A 17332-nucleotide genomic window follows, 5' to 3' on the forward strand; every position below is an offset into this window, starting at 1 on the left:
TTCGGTAACGTCAAGATATGAGCCATCCGCATCCCGAACTCAAAGCAGCCCCACCCTTGCCCGACGGAGGGCTGAGAATCACCGCCTTGGGCGGATTGGGCGAGATCGGTCGCAATATGACCGTCTTCGAGTACGCCGGCAAGCTGATCATCGTGGACTGCGGGGTGCTGTTCCCCGAGGAGACGCAGCCCGGGGTGGACGTGATCCTGCCCGACTTCACCTCGATCAGGGACCGCCTGGGCGACATCGCGGCCATCGTCCTCACCCACGGACACGAGGACCACATCGGCGGCGTGCCCTACCTGCTGCGCGAGCGGTCCGACATTCCCGTCGTCGGGTCGAAGCTGACCCTGGCGTTCCTGGAGGCCAAGCTCAAGGAGCACGGCATCCGGCCGCGGACGGTACGGGTGAAGGAAGGCGACCGGCGGCGCTTCGGGCCCTTCGACTGCGAATTCGTGGCGGTCAACCACTCCATCCCGGACAGCCTCGCGGTGGCGATCCGTACCGGGGCCGGGCTGGTGCTGCACACCGGCGACTTCAAGATGGACCAGTTCCCGCTGGATGAGCGCATCACCGACCTGCGCGCCTTCGCCAAGCTCGGCGAGGAGGGCGTGGACCTGTTCCTCACGGACTCCACCAACGCCGAGGTGCCCGGCTTCACCACGTCCGAGCGCGAGCTGAACCCGGCGATCGAGCAGGTGATGCGTACCGCTCCGCGCCGGGTCATCGTCTCCAGCTTCGCCAGCCATGTGCACCGCATCCAGCAGGTCCTGGACGCGGCCCACCAGCACGGCCGCAAGGTGGCGTTCGTGGGCCGCTCGATGGTCCGCAACATGGGCATCGCCCGCGAACTGGGCTATCTGAAGGTTCCCTCCGGTCTGGTCGTCAGCACGAAGGAACTGGAGAAGCTGCCGGACCACAAGGTCACCCTGGTGTGCACCGGCTCGCAGGGCGAGCCGATGGCCGCGCTGTCCCGGATGGCCAACCGCGACCACATGATCCGCATCGGCGAGGGCGACACCGTCCTGCTCGCCAGCTCCCTCATCCCCGGCAACGAGAGCGCCATCTACCGGGTGATCAACGGGCTGACCCGGTGGGGCGCCAACGTCGTCCACAAGGGCAACGCCAAGGTGCACGTCTCCGGCCACGCCAGCGCCGGGGAACTCGTCTACTGCTACAACATCGTCAAGCCCCGCAACGTCATGCCCGTCCACGGCGAGTTCCGCCACCTGCGGGCCAACGCGGATCTGGCGATCCGCACCGGCGTCGACCCCGACCGGGTCGTCATCGCCGAGGACGGAGTCGTCGTCGACCTCGTCGACGGGCGCGCCTCCATCACCGGCAAGGTGCCCGCGGGCAACGTCTACGTGGACGGCATGGAAGTGGGCGGCGCCACGGAGGCCTCCCTCAAGGACCGCCTCACCCTGGCAGAGGAGGGCGTCGTGACGGTCGTGGCCATCGTCGACGCCGACACCGGCGCGCTGGCCGAGGCGCCGGACTTCCTGGCCCGCGGCTTCGTCCACGACGACACGACCTTCGAGCCCGTCGTCCCCGTCATCGAGAAGACGCTGGCGGCCGCCGCCGAGGAAGGTGTCGGCGACGCCCATCAGCTCGAACAGCTCATCGCACGTGCCGTGGCCAACTGGGCGTTCCGCACCTACCGCCGCAAGCCCCTGATCATCCCCGTCGTCATCGACGCCTGAGCCGGCCGAGCACATGGGGAGTCGTCGGCCGACGGCCGGGACTCCGGACGAGGAGCACCGATGAGCACGCGCTTCGAGGAGATCGACTGGCGGCCGACGCCGCTGGGGGACATCAGCCTGCGCCGCCGCAGGTATCCGGGGTCGGCCGACGATGTGTACGAGGTGAAGCTCGGGGACGAGTTCCTCATGTCCAGCCTCTTCACGGCCGGGGAGGTCGCGCTGGCGGACCTGGGGCTGGCACGGCTGTCGGGTGCCGAGCTGGACGTCGCGGTGGGCGGGCTCGGCCTCGGGTACACCGCCCGGGCCGCCCTCGACAATCCCCGGGTGCGCTCCCTGATCGTGGTGGAAGCGCTCGGGGAGGTCATCGACTGGCACGAGCGTCATCTGGTGCCGCTCGGCGCCCGCCTGACCGGCGATCCCCGCTGCCGGCTGGTGCCGGCCGACTTCTTCGAGGCGGTCGGCAGTCCGGCCGGCCTGGACCCGCTGTCACCGGGACGCCTCTTCCACGCGATCCTGCTGGACATCGACCACTCCCCCCGCCACGTGCTCAACGCCCGCCACGCCGCGCTCTACCGTCCGCAAGGGCTCCGTGCCCTCGCCGCGCACCTCCACCCCGACGGCGTTTTCGCCCTGTGGTCCAACGACCCGCCGGACGAGCAGTTCACCGCCGCGCTCGGTGACGTCTTCGCCGCGGCCGAATCCCACGTCGTCGACTTCGACAACCCGTTGCAGGGCGGCACCGCCACGAACACCGTCTACGTGGCGCGCGGGAACTGACCGGTCAGGCACGGCCGTGATCGGCACCCGGTGCGCCAAGAGGCAGCCGGTCCAGGTGCAGCCGTCCAAGTGCAGCCGGTCGACGACGGCGCCGGTGCCCGCATCGGCGGGGCCGGCGCCGTCGTCGCCGGTGTTACGGGTTGACGCAGGTGATCGAGCCGACCGGCAGATTGTTCCCGGTCGACGTGGCGGTGAAGCCGAACGTCACGGTGCCGTCCGGCTGGATGGTGCGGTTGTGGTCGACGTTCTTGACCGTGACCGTGCCGTCGGAGCCGGTACTGAGGGTGCCGTTCCAGACTTGGTTGATCTTGGTGCCGGTGCCCGGCTGCCAGCGCACGGCCCATCCGTCACGCGCGGCGGTGTTGTGGTTCATCACCTCGACGGAACCCTGGAAGCCGCCGTTCCAGTGGTTGGTCACCTTGTAGACGGCCATGCACCCGGTGTGCGGGTCGGTGGGCGTCGGGGTCGGGGTCGGCGTGGGGGTCGGCGTGGGGGTGGGGGTCGGCGTGGGGGTCGGAGTGTTCCCCGAGCCACGGATACCGGTCACCTCACCGTTGCCACCGTCGAAGACGATGTCGGAGCAGGAGAAGAAGTTCTCCTGACTGTCCGAGCGCACCCACTGGATGAACATCATCGCGTCACCGGAGCGGCCCGACGGCAGCTTCACGTCCCAGAAGTAGTGACCGGACTCGCTGCCCACCGAGCCGGACTGCGGCGGGTCGGTGACGGTCTGGATGAGCTCCAGGTCGCCCCAGCCCAGCGGCTTCGTGGGCGAGTAGCCGGGCTTGGAGACATACACCCGGAAGTCGCCGGGGTGCGCCGCCCAGTTGCTGTGCTTGATCCTGATCGTCGCGCCGGAGGTGAGGTGCGTCCGGGGCCAGTCGGCGCGGGCGGCGTTGTAGCCGGTGAAGTTGTACGGGGAGCGGTCGCCGGCGCTGCACAGCTTGCCGTCCGGGACGTAGCCCGGGCCGCGTCCGCCGGCGTTGGAGTCGAGCACGGCGAACCAGTTGTAGAGCGCGGTCGAGCCGCTCTCCGCGAGCGCCGCCTTGCACGCCGGGTTCGTCGGGTCGAGGGCACCGGTGCCGGTCCTGGCGTCCAGATAGCAGAGGTAGGTCCGCGATCCGGGCATCATCGTCACACCGTGTGCCTGCGCGCTGTTCTGGCCGATCAGGGCCAGACCGAGGCCGCTGAGCAGGGTGGCCAGCACGGCCAGTAAGGACAGTGGCCTTCTCTTGCTTCGAGCCATGGTGTCTCCTGTGGTGGGGTGGGGTTGTGTCCGTCTCCTCGGCGGTCGCCGGGCCGGTCAGGCGGGCGGGACGCCCCAGGCCAGGTCGCTGCCCACGTAGGCGGGTATCTTCGGGGCGTCGGCGTAGGAGGCGGCGGTGCCGCGGCTGTAGTCGCCGGTCTCGTCGAAGGCGGACCAGTCGGACTTGCTCATCCGCAGCTGGAGGTCGCCGGTGTCCTTCCCGGCGGCCAGGCTGCCGCTCCTGAACCCGATCTCGAGGTAGGCGTCCGCGCCCGCGGCCGGGGTGCTCAGCGGCACCACTCGCAGTGTGACGTTGGCGCAGCCGACGGCCGCGTGGTCGCACCAGGCGTTCACGGTGGGCGAGCCGCCGTCGCGCGTGAAGTAGTAGCGGGCGGTGACCTTGGTGAGGTCCACCGAGGCGCTGCCGGTGTTGGTGATCCGCAGTCCGGGCCGGATGGCGTTGTCGGTGGCCGAGGCGTCGTTGTTCTTGTAGGTGACCTTCAGGCCGCCGGCCGGGTCGGGTCCGCCGCCGCCCGCCTCGGTGGTGACACTGAGTGCGGCCGAGGCCGCGGAGACGTTCCCGACGGCGTCACGGGCGCGCACGGTGTAGCGGTACGCCGTCGAGGCGGTCAGCCCGGTGTCGGTGAAGGTGGTGCCGGTGACCGGCGAGGAGTTGGCCTTGGTGTCGCCGCGGTAGACGTCGTAGCCGGTGACGCCGACGTTGTCGGTGGCCGCCGTCCAGGCCAGCGAGACGCTGGACGCGGTCTTCGCGGTGGCCCTCAGGCCGGTCGGCACGGTCGGGGCGGCGGTGTCGGTCGGGTCGGGGTCACCGCCGCCGTCGGTGGGCACGGCCGGGTGGGCGTTGCGTACGAGCATGGCGAACTGGTCGTGGAACCAGTGCCCGGCCAGCGGCGCGTCCGGCATCGCGCCGGTCGGGTTGTTGCCCGCGTTGGGCGCCGTGTACTCCGGGTTGCACATCGGATCCGCATGCTTGCCCTCGTCGTTCGGGATCTCCGTGCTCGCGCCGTCCGACTCCCCCGGCGGCTTGATCCACAGGAACGCGTCGAGGTGCGAGTCCGGGTGGTCGGTGGGCGCGGCCTGCGGGGGCCGGCCGAGGCCCGCGCCGTTGACGTTGCACCACAGGCCGCGGTGGGTCCTGCGGTCCACCTTGGACTGGCTGACGTAGGTGTCGAGCGTCGTGCTGGTCCCCTCCGCGGTCGGGCGGGCGCTGCCGCCCCAGCCGTTGCGGGAGGTGTCGATGACCATGCCGGTGGAAGCGGGCCAGCCCTGGGACACCAGCGCCGCGTGCACGGCCTCGGTGAAGTCCGCCTCGTCGAAGTTCGGGTTCCACTCGTAGAACTTGGCCGACTTGATCATGTTGCCGCCGACCGTCTTGTTCGGGTCGGTGAGGAACGGCTCGGCGAGCGGCGTGTAGTTGGAGACGTTCGTGATCAGGCCGTCCACGCTGCGCAGGCCGGCCGTCGTGCCCTTGACGACGTCCGTGTACAGCTGGGTGGTCTGGGAGAGGTTGGTGTCCCAGCCGAGCCAGCCGGAGTGGGCGAAGTCCATGTACGTGTACACGTTCGGGATGGCGTGCAGCTTGTTCAGGGCGTACCGGACGGCGTCCACCTGGATGCCGCTGCTCTTGGCCCGGGCGCACTCCGGGTCGGAGAGGTTGGTGACCAGGTTCGGCAGGCCGTCCGGCTCGATGACCGTGGTGATGCGGATGTCCTGGTACTTGGGGTTGGCGAAGACCTTGGCGATCTCGTCGATGTACTCGGTCTTGTAGCGCGCCAGCCCCTCGGCGCTGAGCGGCAGTTCGCCGTTGGAGGCGAGGGCGGCGCAGTCGCGGCCCGGCAGGTCGTACACCACGAACGTGGCCACGAGCGGCTGGCCGGGCTTCTTCTGCGCGAGGGCCAGGTCCAGGTGGTCGGCGAGGCTCTTGCGGCCCGCGTTGGCGTCGCCGCCGTGGATGGCGGCGATCCGGTCCAGCCAGACGGCCGTCGGGTAGCTCTTGACCTTCTCCATCCTGGCCTTGAGCGTCGCGTCGGTGGTCTTGGCGATGGACCCGTCGACGAGGCGGGCGTAGTCCGGGTTGACGTAGAACGACGCGCCGGCGAACGGATTGTCGACGTGTGCCTCCGCCGCGGACGCCTGGGGCGCGGACAGCTGGGCCGCCGCTCCCAGCAGCAGGGTGCTCAACGCGGTGGCCAGGGCGGCCGTCCGCCTGCGGTGCGGCCTGCCCGGCCGGGCGGCCGGGCGTAGGGTCCGATCGGTCATGTGCTCTCCTCGATACTGGGTGCTGGTGACGGTGTGCGGGAATGGCCGTGGGCCAACCGGGGGGAACAGGGGGTTCGGTCAGGTGGGGGTGCAGCGCGGGGCGGGGGTGCCCGCGGTGCCGTTCGCGGTGTAGCCGAAGGGGGTGACGGCGCCGGCGGCGAGGGTGCCGTTGGAGGATGTGTTGCGGACCGAGATCCGGCCGTTCGCGACGGTGTGGGTGCCGTTCCAGAGGCTGGTGATGGTGGCGCCGCCGAGGTCCCAGTCGACCGACCAGCCGGTGATCGGGCCGCCGGTCCCGGTGTTCTTGACGGTGACCTCCGCCTGGTGGCCGCCCGGCCAGGAGTTGACCAGCTTGTGGGTGGCGGTGCAGGCCTTCGCGGGGGTCGGGCCGGGGTCGGGATCCGGGTCGGGGTCGGGGTCGGGGTTCGTGCCGTAGGTCAGGCCGTGCCCGTACGGGAAGAGCGGGGTCTTGCCGTCGCCGTCGTTGATCGGCTGCTGGGAGGCGCTGCGCATCCAGGTCACGGGCAGCTTTCCGGTGGGTGCGTGGTCGCCGAACAGCACGTCCGCCACGCCACCGCCCTCCGTGCCGGGCAGCCAGGCCGCCAGCAGGGCGTTCCAGTCGGGCAGCTGGGCGGCGATGTCCAGCGGCCGGCCGGAGACCAGCACCACCACGACGGGCACCCCGCTCGCCTTCAGCCGGGCCAGGGTCTGGAGGTCCTCCTGGTCGAGTCCCATCCCGCCGGGACGGTCGCCGCGCATCTCGGCGTACGGGGTCTCGCCGACGACGGCCACGGCCGCCGTGTAACTGCCGTCGATGCCGTTGCCGTAGCGGTCGTAGGTGACCCGTGAGGGATCGGCGACGGCACCGCGGATGCCCTGGAGGACGGTGGTGCCCTCGGTGACGGCACCGCTGCCGCCCTGCCAGCCCAGCGTCCAGCCGCCGCTCTGGTTGCCGATGTCGTCGGCGGACTTCCCGGCGACGAACAGCCTCCCCGACTTCGGCAGCGGCAGGACGCCGCCGTCGTTCTTCAGCAGCACCTGCGAGGCGCGCACCGCCTGCCTGGCGAGGGTGCGGTGGGCCGCCGAGCCGACCGTGGAGGTGTACGTACGGTCGGTCAGCGGGCGTTCGAACAGGCCGAGCTGGAACTTCTTGGCGAGGATACGGCGGTTGGCGTCGTCGATCCGGGCCATGGGGACGCGGCCCGCGGTGACCTCGCCGCGCAGCAGGGTGAGGAACTTCTTGTAGTCGTGCGGGACCATCACCATGTCGACGCCCGCGTTGACGGCGGTGGCGATCTCGGCGCCGGTGAAGCCGCTCTGCCCGTCGAGCTGGTCGACGGCGGCCCAGTCGGAGACGACGAAGCCGGTGAAGCCCAGCTCCCCCTTGAGGACGTCGGTGACCAGGTACTCGTGGGCGTGCGACCGTACGCCGTTCCAGCTGCTGTAGGACAGCATCACCGAGCCCACGCCACGCCGGATCGCCTCCTTGAAGGGCGGCAGGTGGGTGGCGCGCAGCTCCGCCTCGGAGATCCGGGTGTCGCCCTGGTCGACGCCGCCGGTGGTACCGCCGTCGCCGAGGTAGTGCTTGGCGGTGGTGAGCACGGAGGCCGGGTCGGCGCCCAGGGTGTCGCCCTGCATGCCGGTGATGAACGAGGTCATGGCGGTGGGCAGTTCGGGCGTCTCGCCGAACGACTCGTACGTACGCCCCCACCGGTCGTTGCGGGCCACGCACAGACAGGGTGCGAACGACCAGTCGATGCCGGTGCCCGCGACCTCCTCGGCGACCGCGCGGCCGATGCGCTGCACCAGCGCGGGGTCGCGGGTGGCGCCGAGGCCGATGTTGTGCGGGAAGATCGTGGCTCCGCGCACCGCGTTGTGACCGTGCACCGCGTCGATGCCGTAGATCATCGGGATGCCGAGCGGGGTGGTCAGGGCGGTGCGCTGGAGGGAGTCGTAGGTGTCGGCCCAGCCCCGGGCGTTGTTGGGGCTGACCGTGGAGTCGCCGCCGGAGAGCACGGAGCCGATGCGGTAGGTGGCGAGGTCGGACTGCGGCACGAGCGCGTCCTTCTCGATCTGGGCCATCTGACCGAGCTTGTCGTCGAGCGTCATCCGCCCCAGCAGGTCGTCGACCCGCTGCGGCACCGGCAGCGAGGGGTCCTGGTACGGCAGGGCGGCGGCGGAGTCGGCGGCACGGTCGGGCGGGGCGGCGCCGGTCAGCCCGGTCACCGCGAGCGCGGCGGCGCACAGGGCGGCGACGATCGCGGGACGCCGGGGAGAGCGGGCGGGGCCGCGGGGAGAGCGGGCGGGACGACGTGGCGGGGGTGCGGGAGGAGGGGCTGAGGCTGCGAGGCGCGGGGTCATGGCGGGCCTTTCCGGGTGGCGGGCCGGAGGGGCGGGAGGTGGTGCGCTCCGGGGCCCGCCCTGTCGGCGCAGGGAAGGAGGACGGGCCCCGGAGCGGGCCGGTGCGGTGCCGGGCATGTGCGGTGCCGGGCCGGGCGGCGCGGTCAGGCCTTGCGGGCCGGAGGACGCCGGCCGGGCAGGCCGACCCGGCGGCGGAGGGGGATCAGGTGACGGAGCAGGCGGTGCCGTTCAGGGTGAAGCCGGACGGCTTGGCGAAGGTGCCGCTGTAGGTGCCCTGGAACCCGAAGGTCTGGGTGCCGCCGGCCGCGATCCGCGCGTTGTGCGTCACGGGGCCGGCCGTCACGGCGCCCGAGGACCCGGACAGGGTCGCGTTCCAGGCGTTGGTGACCCGCTGCCCGGACGGCAGTGTGAAGCCGAGCTTCCAGTTGTCCACGGCGCTCGTACCGGTGTTCTTCACCGTCACGTCGGCGGTGAACCCGCCCTGCCAGACGTTGGTGCCGTACGCCACCTGGCAGGCGGCCGCCGGGTCGCCGGGGTCGCCCGGTGTGTCGCCGCCGATGTTCACGGCGGAGGAGAAGGAGTTCACCGTCAGCCCGGCGCCGTTCTGCCAGGGCTCGAAGCCGGCCTGAACACTGGTCAGGTACCAGTTGCTCTGTGCCATGCCCCGGGCGACGGTCTGGTCGACGAAGTCCATGACGTCGAAGCTCCAGCTCGCGATGGCCGACGGGGCGACGAAGGAGATCACGTCGTTGGAGCCGTTGCTGCCGGTCCACACCTCCCAGGTGCGCCCGCCGACGGTGGCGGTGCCGACCGGTGAGCCGATCGGCTGGATCGGGCCGACCCGGTTGAACCAGATCATGATCTCGGTCCGGTTGACGCCGTCGGTGCGGGGCGTCGGGTCCAGCCAGATGTCGTACGCGGCGTTGAACACGGCGTCCGGGACATAGCCGTAGGAGATGCTGCTGGGCGCGCTGGAGATGGTGCTGATCCGCGCGGGAAGGTTGGTCCCCGGTGAACAGTTGGTGTAGTGGCAGCCGTTGAAGACCGACGGGTACGACTTGGGGGCGCCGTTGGTGGGCACCGAGCCGTCGGCCTGGGTGACCCGGAAGCCGGTGTCGGTGGCGGTGACGCACTGGGGGGCGCTGGTTCCCCAGCGGTTGTTCTGGACGACGTAGCGTCCCTGGATCACGGTCGATCCGAAGGGCTCGCAGATCGTGGTGTCGGCCTGGGCGGGCGCGGTGGCGACGAGGAGCGCCGCCACGGTGGTCAGAGCGGTGAGCAGCGCGCCGAACAGGGCGCGGACGGTGCGGAGGCGGTGCGGTGACGATCGCATGCGGGAGCCTCTTTCCGAGGGAACCGGATCCGACAGGGGGGTGCTGTGCGGGTTTCGGGAGCGCTCCCGTCTCCCCAAAGATGGGAGCGCTCCCACCCACCGGTTTCGGTCGCGACTGTAGGAGTTCTACGATGCCCATGACAACCCTGTGGACACCAATCCGTCGAATGAAGTTCGAAGTCGCAGCTCAGCGCTGCGGTCCGGCTCGCCCGAGCGACGGCCAAGTCGCGAGGACGCGTTGGGAGCGCTCCCGAAAGTCGGGAAGAACAGGGATCAGGTGGTGCAGGTGCGGCCGTTGAGCGTGAAGGCGTCGGGGGCGCCCGTCGCCGTCCCCCTCGCCTGGAAGCCGAAGCTCGCCGTGCCGCCCGGCGGCACGGCCGCGTTGTGAGCCGCGTTCGCCGCGGTGACCTCGGCTCCGGACTGGGTGACCGTGGCGCTCCAGGCGTCGGTGACCTTCTCGTCGCCCTTGAGGGCGAAGCCGGTCTTCCACCCGTTCACGGCCGCCGACCCGGTGTTCTTCAGCCGTACCTCGGCGGTGAATCCGCCGTTCCAGGAAGAGCCGACGCTGTAGGCGACGCGCAGCCCTCAGCCGGCGTGGGGGTGGGCGCCGGGGGTGGGGTGGGCGTCGGGCCCGGGTCCGGGGTCGGGGTGCTGCCGTCCGGCGAGGCAGTTCCTCCCTCGAACCGGCGAGGCAGGGCACCAGCGGTACCCCGTCTCCAATTCGTTGTCCATGCGGCAGATGCCGACCCTATTATCGTCCTCATGATGATAAGGATGGCGCGGGCATGACGAGCTGGGACGGTCTGCACAATCCCCTCGCGGTGGCCCGGGCCCTGACCCGTTCCTCCGCTGAAGACCGCATCGAGGACCCGGTCATCGCGGGAGTGCAGCGCATCCGCACGACCGTGGGACTGCTGGGCACGTTCTGGCTCCTGCTGGCCTACCCCCTGCGCGAGGGCCGCGAGGACTTTCTGCTCGGCAAGCTGGCGGAACTGCTGATCGGCTGCGCCGTCGTCGTGGGCGCCAGTGTCCTCGGCGTGGGCGTCTGCGTCCTCTCGGCCCGGCCGCCCCTACGGCGCGTGTACACGCGCCGCGCCGCCGGACCCCTGATGGCGCTGGGTGCGCTGCCACTCGGCGCCGGTACCGTCTGGCTGATGACCGCGGCCCTCGGCGGGGACATCGTCTCGCCCTCGGTCATGGGTCCGCACGACCTCACCTTCGGGCTCCTCGGCGGCATGTTCGGCACGATCCTCACCGGTCTCCTGCTCACCCTGCTTTTCGTCGCGGCCGCACTCCTGTGCGCCGCGCTCCTCGTCTGGGCGCTGATCTTCACCCTGGCCGCCGCCGTCACCGGCCTGAACTCCTGCTTCCGCACGGGGGAGGTGCACGAGCTGCTGCCGGCCCTGCTTTCCCCGCTGCTGTTCTGGTCCCTCTGCGCCGTCCAGCTCTTCGACGGCCCGGACGTGGCCGCACCACCCACCGTTCTCCACGCCTTCTCGCTGGGCGGCCCGCTGTCGGTGTCCGCGCTGTCCCTCTGGGAGATACGGCGTCTGCGCACCCGGTACAACGTGACGTTCGGCTCGCTGCTCGGCCGCTAGGGGGCTGGGCACACCAGGACGTGCCTCGAAAGTTGCGGCGGGGCGTTGTCAGACCCCTCCGTTACTGTCCGGCCATGACCAACTTCTTACTGGTTGCAGGCGCGTGGCTCGGATCGTGGGCGTGGGACGAGGTGGTGCCCACGCTGCGGGAGGCCGGCCACGGAGCTCACCCGTTGACGCTGTCCGGTCTCGCCGACAAGCAGGCCCTGCCTGCTGGGGAGCAGACTCACGTCCGGGACATCGTCGACGAGGTCGAGCGCCTCGATCTGCGCGATGTCGTGCTGGTCGGGCACAGCTACTCGGGCATCCCGGTCGGTCAGGCCGCCGGGCGGATCGGTGACCGGCTGGCCCGCGTGGTCTTCGTCGACTCCAGCGTTCCGGTCGACGGCGAGTCGTTCGTCTCCACCTGGTGGGAGGGCCCGGCGAAGCTCGAGGCCGCCCTTGCCGAGAACGGCGGCTTCTGGGCCCCGTTGGCCGAGGCCGACTGCGACGGCCAGGGTCTCACCGACGAGCAGACCGCCCGGCTGGTGGGCGGAGCGACGCCGCACCCGGGCGTCACTCTGGCCGACCCCGCCGTGCTGGCCCGGCCGCTCGAGGAGCCTCCGGTGACGTACATCAAGTGCCTGCTCGACGGCGCCGAGCCGAGCAACGACGTGGCCGGGCCACTGACCAGCGAGCAGTGGCGGCTGGTCGAGATGAACACCGGCCACTGGCCGATGTTTTCCCAGCCGGGCGACCTGGCGCGGATCCTCCTCGACGCGGCCCGGTAACCGCGGTTCCGTGCCGACGGGCTGCTCTTGGGTGTGCCCACCCCTACTGGTCACAGCCCTGTTTACCGCGATCTTCCGGAACCCCTGCGGCTGCCCGGCCGGCGGCTCAGGCCCAGAGCAGGACGACTCCGGTCAGGAGTGCTGTGCACGCCAGTGCCGCGAGCAGGAGGACGGTGCGCTCACCCGCGCCGCGGCGGCGCAGGGCAATGGCCAGCGGGCCGACCGGAGCGATCTTCTTGTGCATGGCAGTCTCCTTGATCAATTCGGACCGGTGGAGGCGTCCGGTGCTTCGGAAGGCGTCGTGCCGCAGGCGTCCCGCAGCCGCAGCAGAGCGCGGCGGCGGGACTGCGCCCGCACCAGAAGGCCCGCTGCGGCGGCGATGAGGACGACGCCGAGAAGGGCAGTGGCCAGCGCTTCGGCCACGGTGCCGCGTGCCGCGGCCAGGGCTGTCGCGGAGACGCCGGTCACCGTGGTGGCCGCGAGCGCGAGCCGGGCTCCCAGCACCCGGTCCCGGGCGAACAACGGCCGGCGCCTTCTCAGGACCCAGCCGGCGAAGACCGCCCAGGCCAGCCCGATGGCGATCAGCCCGGCGAAGGCGGCCCGGGTGCGTGGGGGGAGCGGTTCCGGCTCGGTCGCCCACAGCACCGAGATCAACACCGCCGCGCACCCTCCGGCCAGTCCCACAGCCACGTACCGCATGCGCGAACGCAGCGAGACCTCCGCCGCCAAGGCACGCTCCAGTTCCTTGGGCACGTCGCGCTGTGCTCCGTGGTCCGGCTCGCTCATGCCTGGTATCCCCTCTTGATGAGAACGTCCCGCAACATGCGACGCGCGCGGTGCAGCCTGCTCTTGACCGTGCCGGGCGGTGCGCCGAGGACCTCCGCGCAGCCGACCAGAGTCAGATCCTGGAGGTGGAACAGGATCAGCACTTCGCGCTCCAGGTGCGGCAGCTCGGTCAGGCCCGCTTCGATCTCCATCGTGGTCAGGACACCGCTGAGGCAGTCGTCGTCATCGACGACGGCACCCCCGTCCTCCGCGGACGTCTCGGGAGCCCGGTACGCCTGCCGCAGGTGATCGGCGACCGTGCGCCGGGCCAGGGTGAACAGCCACGGGGCGAACCGCTCCGGCTGCCGCAGCCGCGGCAGTCCGCGCACCACGGCGACCCATGCCTCCTGGGTGAGATCGTCCGCAAGGTGCGAGGAGCCGGCCATGCCCCGCATGTACCGCCACAGAGGGGCGTGCCAGAGGCGCACCAGCTCGCGGAACGCCTCCCGCTCTCCGAGCTGGCAGCGCACCACCAGCAGCCGGCTGTCCCGGTCGTCGCTCACCGCACCTCCCCGTGGCCTGTTACCGAGACAGTCGGCGTTCGGGGCCGAAAAGTTCACGTGATCTGGCCGGGCGGTTCCGGACCCGCCGTGTCACGCGGAAAACATCCGGCCGCAAGAGCGGCCGGGTCAAGTGCGGTCTTAGGTGCTCTGCACGTCTCCGCCGCCGGCCATCGAGGAATTGAACGCGTTCAGGTTTTTTGACATGGTGTCTCCTGCGGCCTTGAGGCTGCCGGAGCGAGAGGACCACGGTGGTGACGAGCTCGCTTTTCATGCCGCGCAGCCGTCGTCGGGTCGGCACGGCCGGGGCGGAGACGGCTGTGGGGAGCACCGCCCCGACTCGGATCCTCGACTGGCGGCATCCGGGCGTCGCCGCGCTGCTTCGACGGATCGACGTCCCGGCGGAATCGCAGGCCGCCGAGAGTGCCGCCCACCGGATCGCGACCCTGCGCCGAGCCCATCATCGGATCGCGGCGGCTGTACGGCCGGTGTATTCGGTCCAGGATGAGCGGCCCGTGTCGGAGGTGCTTCGCCGTCGGCGTGGCTCGTGCAGCCAGCGGCTAGCGGTACTGGAGTCCGTGGCGCGGGCGTCCGGGGTGGCCACGCGGGTGCGTGGCCTGCTGGTGGACGGCAGGTTCTGGTATCCGCGCTTCCCTCGGTTCCGCCGGGCCGTCCCGCACCGGGTCGTGCTCGCATGGCCGGAGTTCCACATCGGGGGCCTGTCCTCGGCCGGCCGTGCCGGCGGGCCCTGGCTGGCGGTCTCGGAGCTCTTCGGCGGGCTCGACGAGCTGAGCGAAGGCGGCACCGGCTTCACCAACGCCGACGCGGAGACGCTGTTCGAGGCGTTGTCCCGGACCGCGGTCGACTGGGACGGCGCGACCGCCTGTCCGGGCGGCGGCACAGCGTGCGATCTGTCGGCCTACGTCCTGGAGGACCTCGGCCGCTTCGACTCGCGCGACGAACTCTTCGCCCGGCACGGACAGACGCTCTGCGGGGCGGCAAGGCTGCTGGCCGAACCCCTTCTGGGTCGCCGGTCGGCGGGCGGCACGCTCGGCCGGCCGGACGACCGGACCGGCTGACCGTCGCTCCCTCGCCCGCCGTGCCGGTCCGGGTCGAGCCGAGCAGTGGTTGTGCCGACTCGGCCTCCGCCGAGACCACCACCCGACGGACGACAGGCTCAGCCCAGTTCCGCGACCAGGTCGCCGGCGGTCACCCGGGACAAGGTCTCGCAGACGTCCCCGGCCCCGGGGAAGAGCCGGTAGAAGGTGCCCGACGCCCGCGCCGGCCCGACGCTCCCGTAGACCGTCGCCATGAACACGCGAGTACCTGCGGCGAGTTCGGCCGCCGCCGCCTCGGGGTCGGGGTGCGCGCGGTGCTCCTCGGCATCCTTCAGGGAGGACACCCGGGCGGCGAACGCGTCCGCGTCCTCGTCCGGACGTCGCCGGTACCGCAGCAGTGCGGGTTCCGGCTCCCGGCACATCACCGCCACCTCGGGGGAACGTACCGCGGCCCGCCACACCGTGAGGTCCCACAGGGTGACCCGGGTGCCGGAACCGAACTGCTCCCACAGGTCCCGGGCCACCGCGGCCAGCGCGCCGCCACCGTGCGAGCCGACGCTCTGGAAGCCACCGGTGGACGGCAGATGGGTGTCCGTCCACAGGGCTCGGCGGCGGTCCAGGTCGACGACCATCGGCAGGCACACCCGCGAGCCGCCCGCCAGGTCGAAGCGCTGGCGGACCGCGCGAGGGTCGTAGGAGGCGTCCCGAGCGCCCTGCGCGGGCAGTGCCATGAAGCCCGCGAAGGCATCCGGCAGCTCCTCGAAGGGCACGTTGTTGTAGCTGAAGACCAGCGGAACGGCGTACACGTCCCCCCGCTCCCCCAGCCGCTCCAGGTCCAGGTCCACGTACTCGGTGGCGCCCTGCGGTGCCGGGGCGGAAGTGAGGTCGCCGGAGTGGACCGCGGCGTCCGGTCCGTGCACCAGGCTGGTGTAGTCGCACAAGCCGGTGAAGTTCCACTCGGCGTCGAAGAACGCGACCGACAGGTCCAGGTCCGTGCGGTTGCCCCGCGGCTCGGTCCAGTGCAGGAACAGCCGCAGAACCGTGCCTGCCGGCAGGGTCTGCACGCTCCCCCGCCCCACCGCCACCAGCGCCTTGGCGGTGGACCGCTCGGTGAACGGCACGGTGAGGTCGGCCAGACCGGAGTCCAGCACCGACAGATCGTACGGCTGCCCGGCGGCGAACCGGCGCAGCACCTCAGCCCTCAGCAGGCCGACCGTCGCGGTCACGAGACCGGCGGGCAGGGCGGGCCGTCGCTCGGGGACGGACAGGGCTCGGGTGACCTCTCCGCGCGGGAAGAACACGCGGCGGCGGCCGGTGCGGTCCTCGGTGCGCGTCCTCAGTGCGCCGAGCGCCGACAGCAGCGGGCCGGGGCCCACCTCCGGCAGCCCGCGCAGCAGGGCCTTCCCGAGCTCCGGAGCCAGGACGTCGGCGGTGTGCAGGCGCAGCAACGCGTCGATTCGGCGCACCAGTTCGCCGGGTCGTTCCCCCGCGACGGCCGCGGCGCGGGCGATGTCGCCCTCGGACATCGCCTGTTCCAGCCGTCCCGCCCAGGTGGCCGGGCGGATCCGGGCGCCGTCCACGCGGACGGCGTCGGGATGCGCGGCCGCCGTTTCCAGCAGGGCGGCGCCGAAAGCGGTGCCGGGATCGACCGGGGTGCCGCGCAGCACCGCGAAAGCGAGGGCGGCACGGGGGTGCCGGGCATGCCGCTCGAAGGGGTGCAGGACCTCCGCTGCCCGCTTCCACGCCGTCGGGTGCCGCAACACGTCCTCGACCAGGTACGGCGTCGGCAAGCCGTCCAGAACGGTGAGCAGTTCGCGGCGCAGCGGGCGCGGCACGTTCGCGAAGCGGGACCGCGTCACCAGGCCGGCGTCGGCGCCGGAGAGCACGGCGAGCAGTCGCAGCACGTCGGTTGCGGTGGTGAGCCGCTCCGTCAGCAGCTTCCCGACCGGCAAGCCGTCCGGCGCCGCGACCGTCAGCGCCCCCAGCACCATCGCCTTGGTCTCCCGCACCGGGATCTCCCGCGGTAGCAGGCCTCGCCCTGCAGGGGTGAGCGGCAGCAGCGTCAGCAGGTCGTCGCGGTCCTGCGGGGAGAGCGGGGTGCGACGTGCCAGCAGGGCGTCCACCACTGCGGTGGCATCGGCGCCGCGGTCGGTGCCCAGGCGCAGCAGCCGCAGCGGGCCGGACACCGGTGCCTTCGGGGCGCCGACCGCCCGGACCGGCAGCAGGAAGGGATCGTCCGCGTCGATGCGGCGGTGGCAGACCGGGCAGCCCGCGTAGTCGGATCCGCCCCAGCACAGTCGGCACACCAGGTGCGCGCAGGGCGAGACGGGGAACACCGTGCCGGCCTCACCGCACAGCACGCAGGGCTGGTCCGGCTGCTGCAGCAGGAACGAGAAGATCCGGTCCACGTACAGCCTGTCGGTGTTCCGCGGGACGGTGCGTGGGAAGCGGCGGAAGAGCGGGACGTGTGCGCGGTTGGAGCCGAGCAGATCGTCGACCTGCCCCACCAGGCGGGTGTGCGCGGCTGCCAGCGCGTCGGGGGTCAGCGAGGCGAGCGCCGCGTGCAACCGGGAGGAGAGGATGTGACCGCGGTCGAGCAGTTCGGTCTCGAGTCGGCGCAGTGCCGGTCCCGTTCCGGCGGCGGACGCGGGCACCGCGTCCACGTACACGGTCCGGGCACGGCGCAGCAGTACGGACTCGGCGGCGAGCAACGGCGGACACCCTCCACGACGGCCAAGGACGGAAGAAGGACAGAAGAACGGGGGCGGAGAGTGGGCGCGCCGGACTTTTTGCAGAAGGTGAGAAGGATGCGCGACAGGGAGCCGCCCCCGTTGATCCCGATCTCATCACACACACGCGCGGGCGCCAACGCATTTTGCGG

14 protein-coding genes are annotated in these 17332 nt (G+C 71.5%); 5 read left to right on the forward strand and 9 right to left on the reverse strand.

The window, feature by feature from the left end; translation table 11 throughout:
* The first annotated feature begins 17 nt into the window (after positions 1-17).
* Both ACLGIH_RS01760 and ACLGIH_RS01765 read left to right on the forward strand, forming a co-directional pair.
* Entirely contained in the window at positions 18-1703 is a 1686-nt protein-coding gene (locus tag ACLGIH_RS01760) for a ribonuclease J (protein ID WP_416523415.1), read from the forward strand.
* A gap of 60 nt (positions 1704-1763) precedes the next feature.
* On the forward strand, positions 1764-2480 hold the full coding sequence (locus ACLGIH_RS01765) for a polyamine aminopropyltransferase (RefSeq protein ID WP_416523416.1): 717 nt from the start codon (positions 1764-1766) through the stop codon (positions 2478-2480).
* Between the two features lie 133 nt (positions 2481-2613).
* Here ACLGIH_RS01765 and ACLGIH_RS01770 read toward each other — a convergent pair whose 3' ends face one another.
* From ACLGIH_RS01770 to ACLGIH_RS01790, 5 genes are all read right to left on the reverse strand, one after another.
* Complete coding sequence (locus ACLGIH_RS01770) at positions 2614-3726, reverse strand: lytic polysaccharide monooxygenase auxiliary activity family 9 protein (RefSeq protein ID WP_416523417.1); 1113 nt, start codon at positions 3724-3726, stop codon at positions 2614-2616.
* Between the two features lie 57 nt (positions 3727-3783).
* The gene (locus ACLGIH_RS01775) at positions 3784-6006 is read right to left on the reverse strand and encodes a glycoside hydrolase family 6 protein (protein WP_416523418.1); all 2223 of its coding nucleotides are present in this window, start codon (positions 6004-6006) and stop codon (positions 3784-3786) included.
* A gap of 78 nt (positions 6007-6084) precedes the next feature.
* Positions 6085-8232 carry a glycoside hydrolase family 3 N-terminal domain-containing protein gene (locus tag ACLGIH_RS01780; RefSeq protein WP_416523419.1) on the reverse strand — a complete coding sequence of 716 codons (2148 nt, stop codon included), beginning with the start codon at positions 8230-8232 and terminating at the stop codon, positions 6085-6087.
* 337 nt (positions 8233-8569) lie between these two features.
* Positions 8570-9700: a glycoside hydrolase family 12 protein gene (locus ACLGIH_RS01785; RefSeq protein ID WP_416523420.1), complete on the reverse strand. Its 1131-nt coding sequence runs from the start codon at positions 9698-9700 to the stop codon at positions 8570-8572.
* A 273-nt stretch (positions 9701-9973) separates the two neighbouring features.
* The gene (locus ACLGIH_RS01790; protein WP_416529259.1) at positions 9974-10282 is read right to left on the reverse strand and encodes a cellulose binding domain-containing protein; all 309 of its coding nucleotides are present in this window, start codon (positions 10280-10282) and stop codon (positions 9974-9976) included.
* Positions 10283-10485: 203 nt separating this feature from the next.
* Between ACLGIH_RS01790 and ACLGIH_RS01795 the strand changes: the two genes are divergently transcribed.
* A complete protein-coding gene (locus tag ACLGIH_RS01795; protein ID WP_416523421.1) occupies positions 10486-11298 on the forward strand; it encodes a hypothetical protein in 813 nt (270 codons plus the stop codon).
* 74 nt (positions 11299-11372) lie between these two features.
* Positions 11373-12068, forward strand: coding sequence for an alpha/beta fold hydrolase (locus ACLGIH_RS01800; protein ID WP_416523422.1), 696 nt, complete (start codon positions 11373-11375; stop codon positions 12066-12068).
* A 106-nt stretch (positions 12069-12174) separates the two neighbouring features.
* Here ACLGIH_RS01800 and ACLGIH_RS01805 read toward each other — a convergent pair whose 3' ends face one another.
* From ACLGIH_RS01805 to ACLGIH_RS01815, 3 genes are read right to left on the reverse strand one after another with little or no spacing between them, the layout of a single operon-like run.
* The gene (locus ACLGIH_RS01805) at positions 12175-12312 is read right to left on the reverse strand and encodes a hypothetical protein (protein WP_416523423.1); all 138 of its coding nucleotides are present in this window, start codon (positions 12310-12312) and stop codon (positions 12175-12177) included.
* A 14-nt stretch (positions 12313-12326) separates the two neighbouring features.
* The gene (locus tag ACLGIH_RS01810; RefSeq protein ID WP_416523424.1) at positions 12327-12854 is read right to left on the reverse strand and encodes a transmembrane transport protein; all 528 of its coding nucleotides are present in this window, start codon (positions 12852-12854) and stop codon (positions 12327-12329) included.
* Positions 12851-13396 carry an RNA polymerase sigma factor gene (locus ACLGIH_RS01815; RefSeq protein ID WP_416523425.1) on the reverse strand — a complete coding sequence of 182 codons (546 nt, stop codon included), beginning with the start codon at positions 13394-13396 and terminating at the stop codon, positions 12851-12853. The genes ACLGIH_RS01810 and ACLGIH_RS01815 overlap by 4 nt, the downstream gene beginning before the upstream one ends.
* A gap of 269 nt (positions 13397-13665) precedes the next feature.
* Here ACLGIH_RS01815 and ACLGIH_RS01820 point away from each other — a divergent pair, with 269 nt between their 5' ends.
* Complete coding sequence (locus ACLGIH_RS01820; RefSeq protein ID WP_416529260.1) at positions 13666-14472, forward strand: transglutaminase domain-containing protein; 807 nt, start codon at positions 13666-13668, stop codon at positions 14470-14472.
* A gap of 98 nt (positions 14473-14570) precedes the next feature.
* On the opposite strand, the gene ACLGIH_RS01825 is transcribed toward ACLGIH_RS01820, so the two are convergent.
* A complete protein-coding gene (locus ACLGIH_RS01825; RefSeq protein WP_416523426.1) occupies positions 14571-17162 on the reverse strand; it encodes an MXAN_6230/SCO0854 family RING domain-containing protein in 2592 nt (863 codons plus the stop codon).
* Positions 17163-17332 lie beyond the last annotated feature (170 nt).

Source organism: Streptomyces hamibioticus (genome assembly GCF_047946815.1).
In the GTDB taxonomy this organism is placed as follows: domain Bacteria; phylum Actinomycetota; class Actinomycetes; order Streptomycetales; family Streptomycetaceae; genus Streptomyces.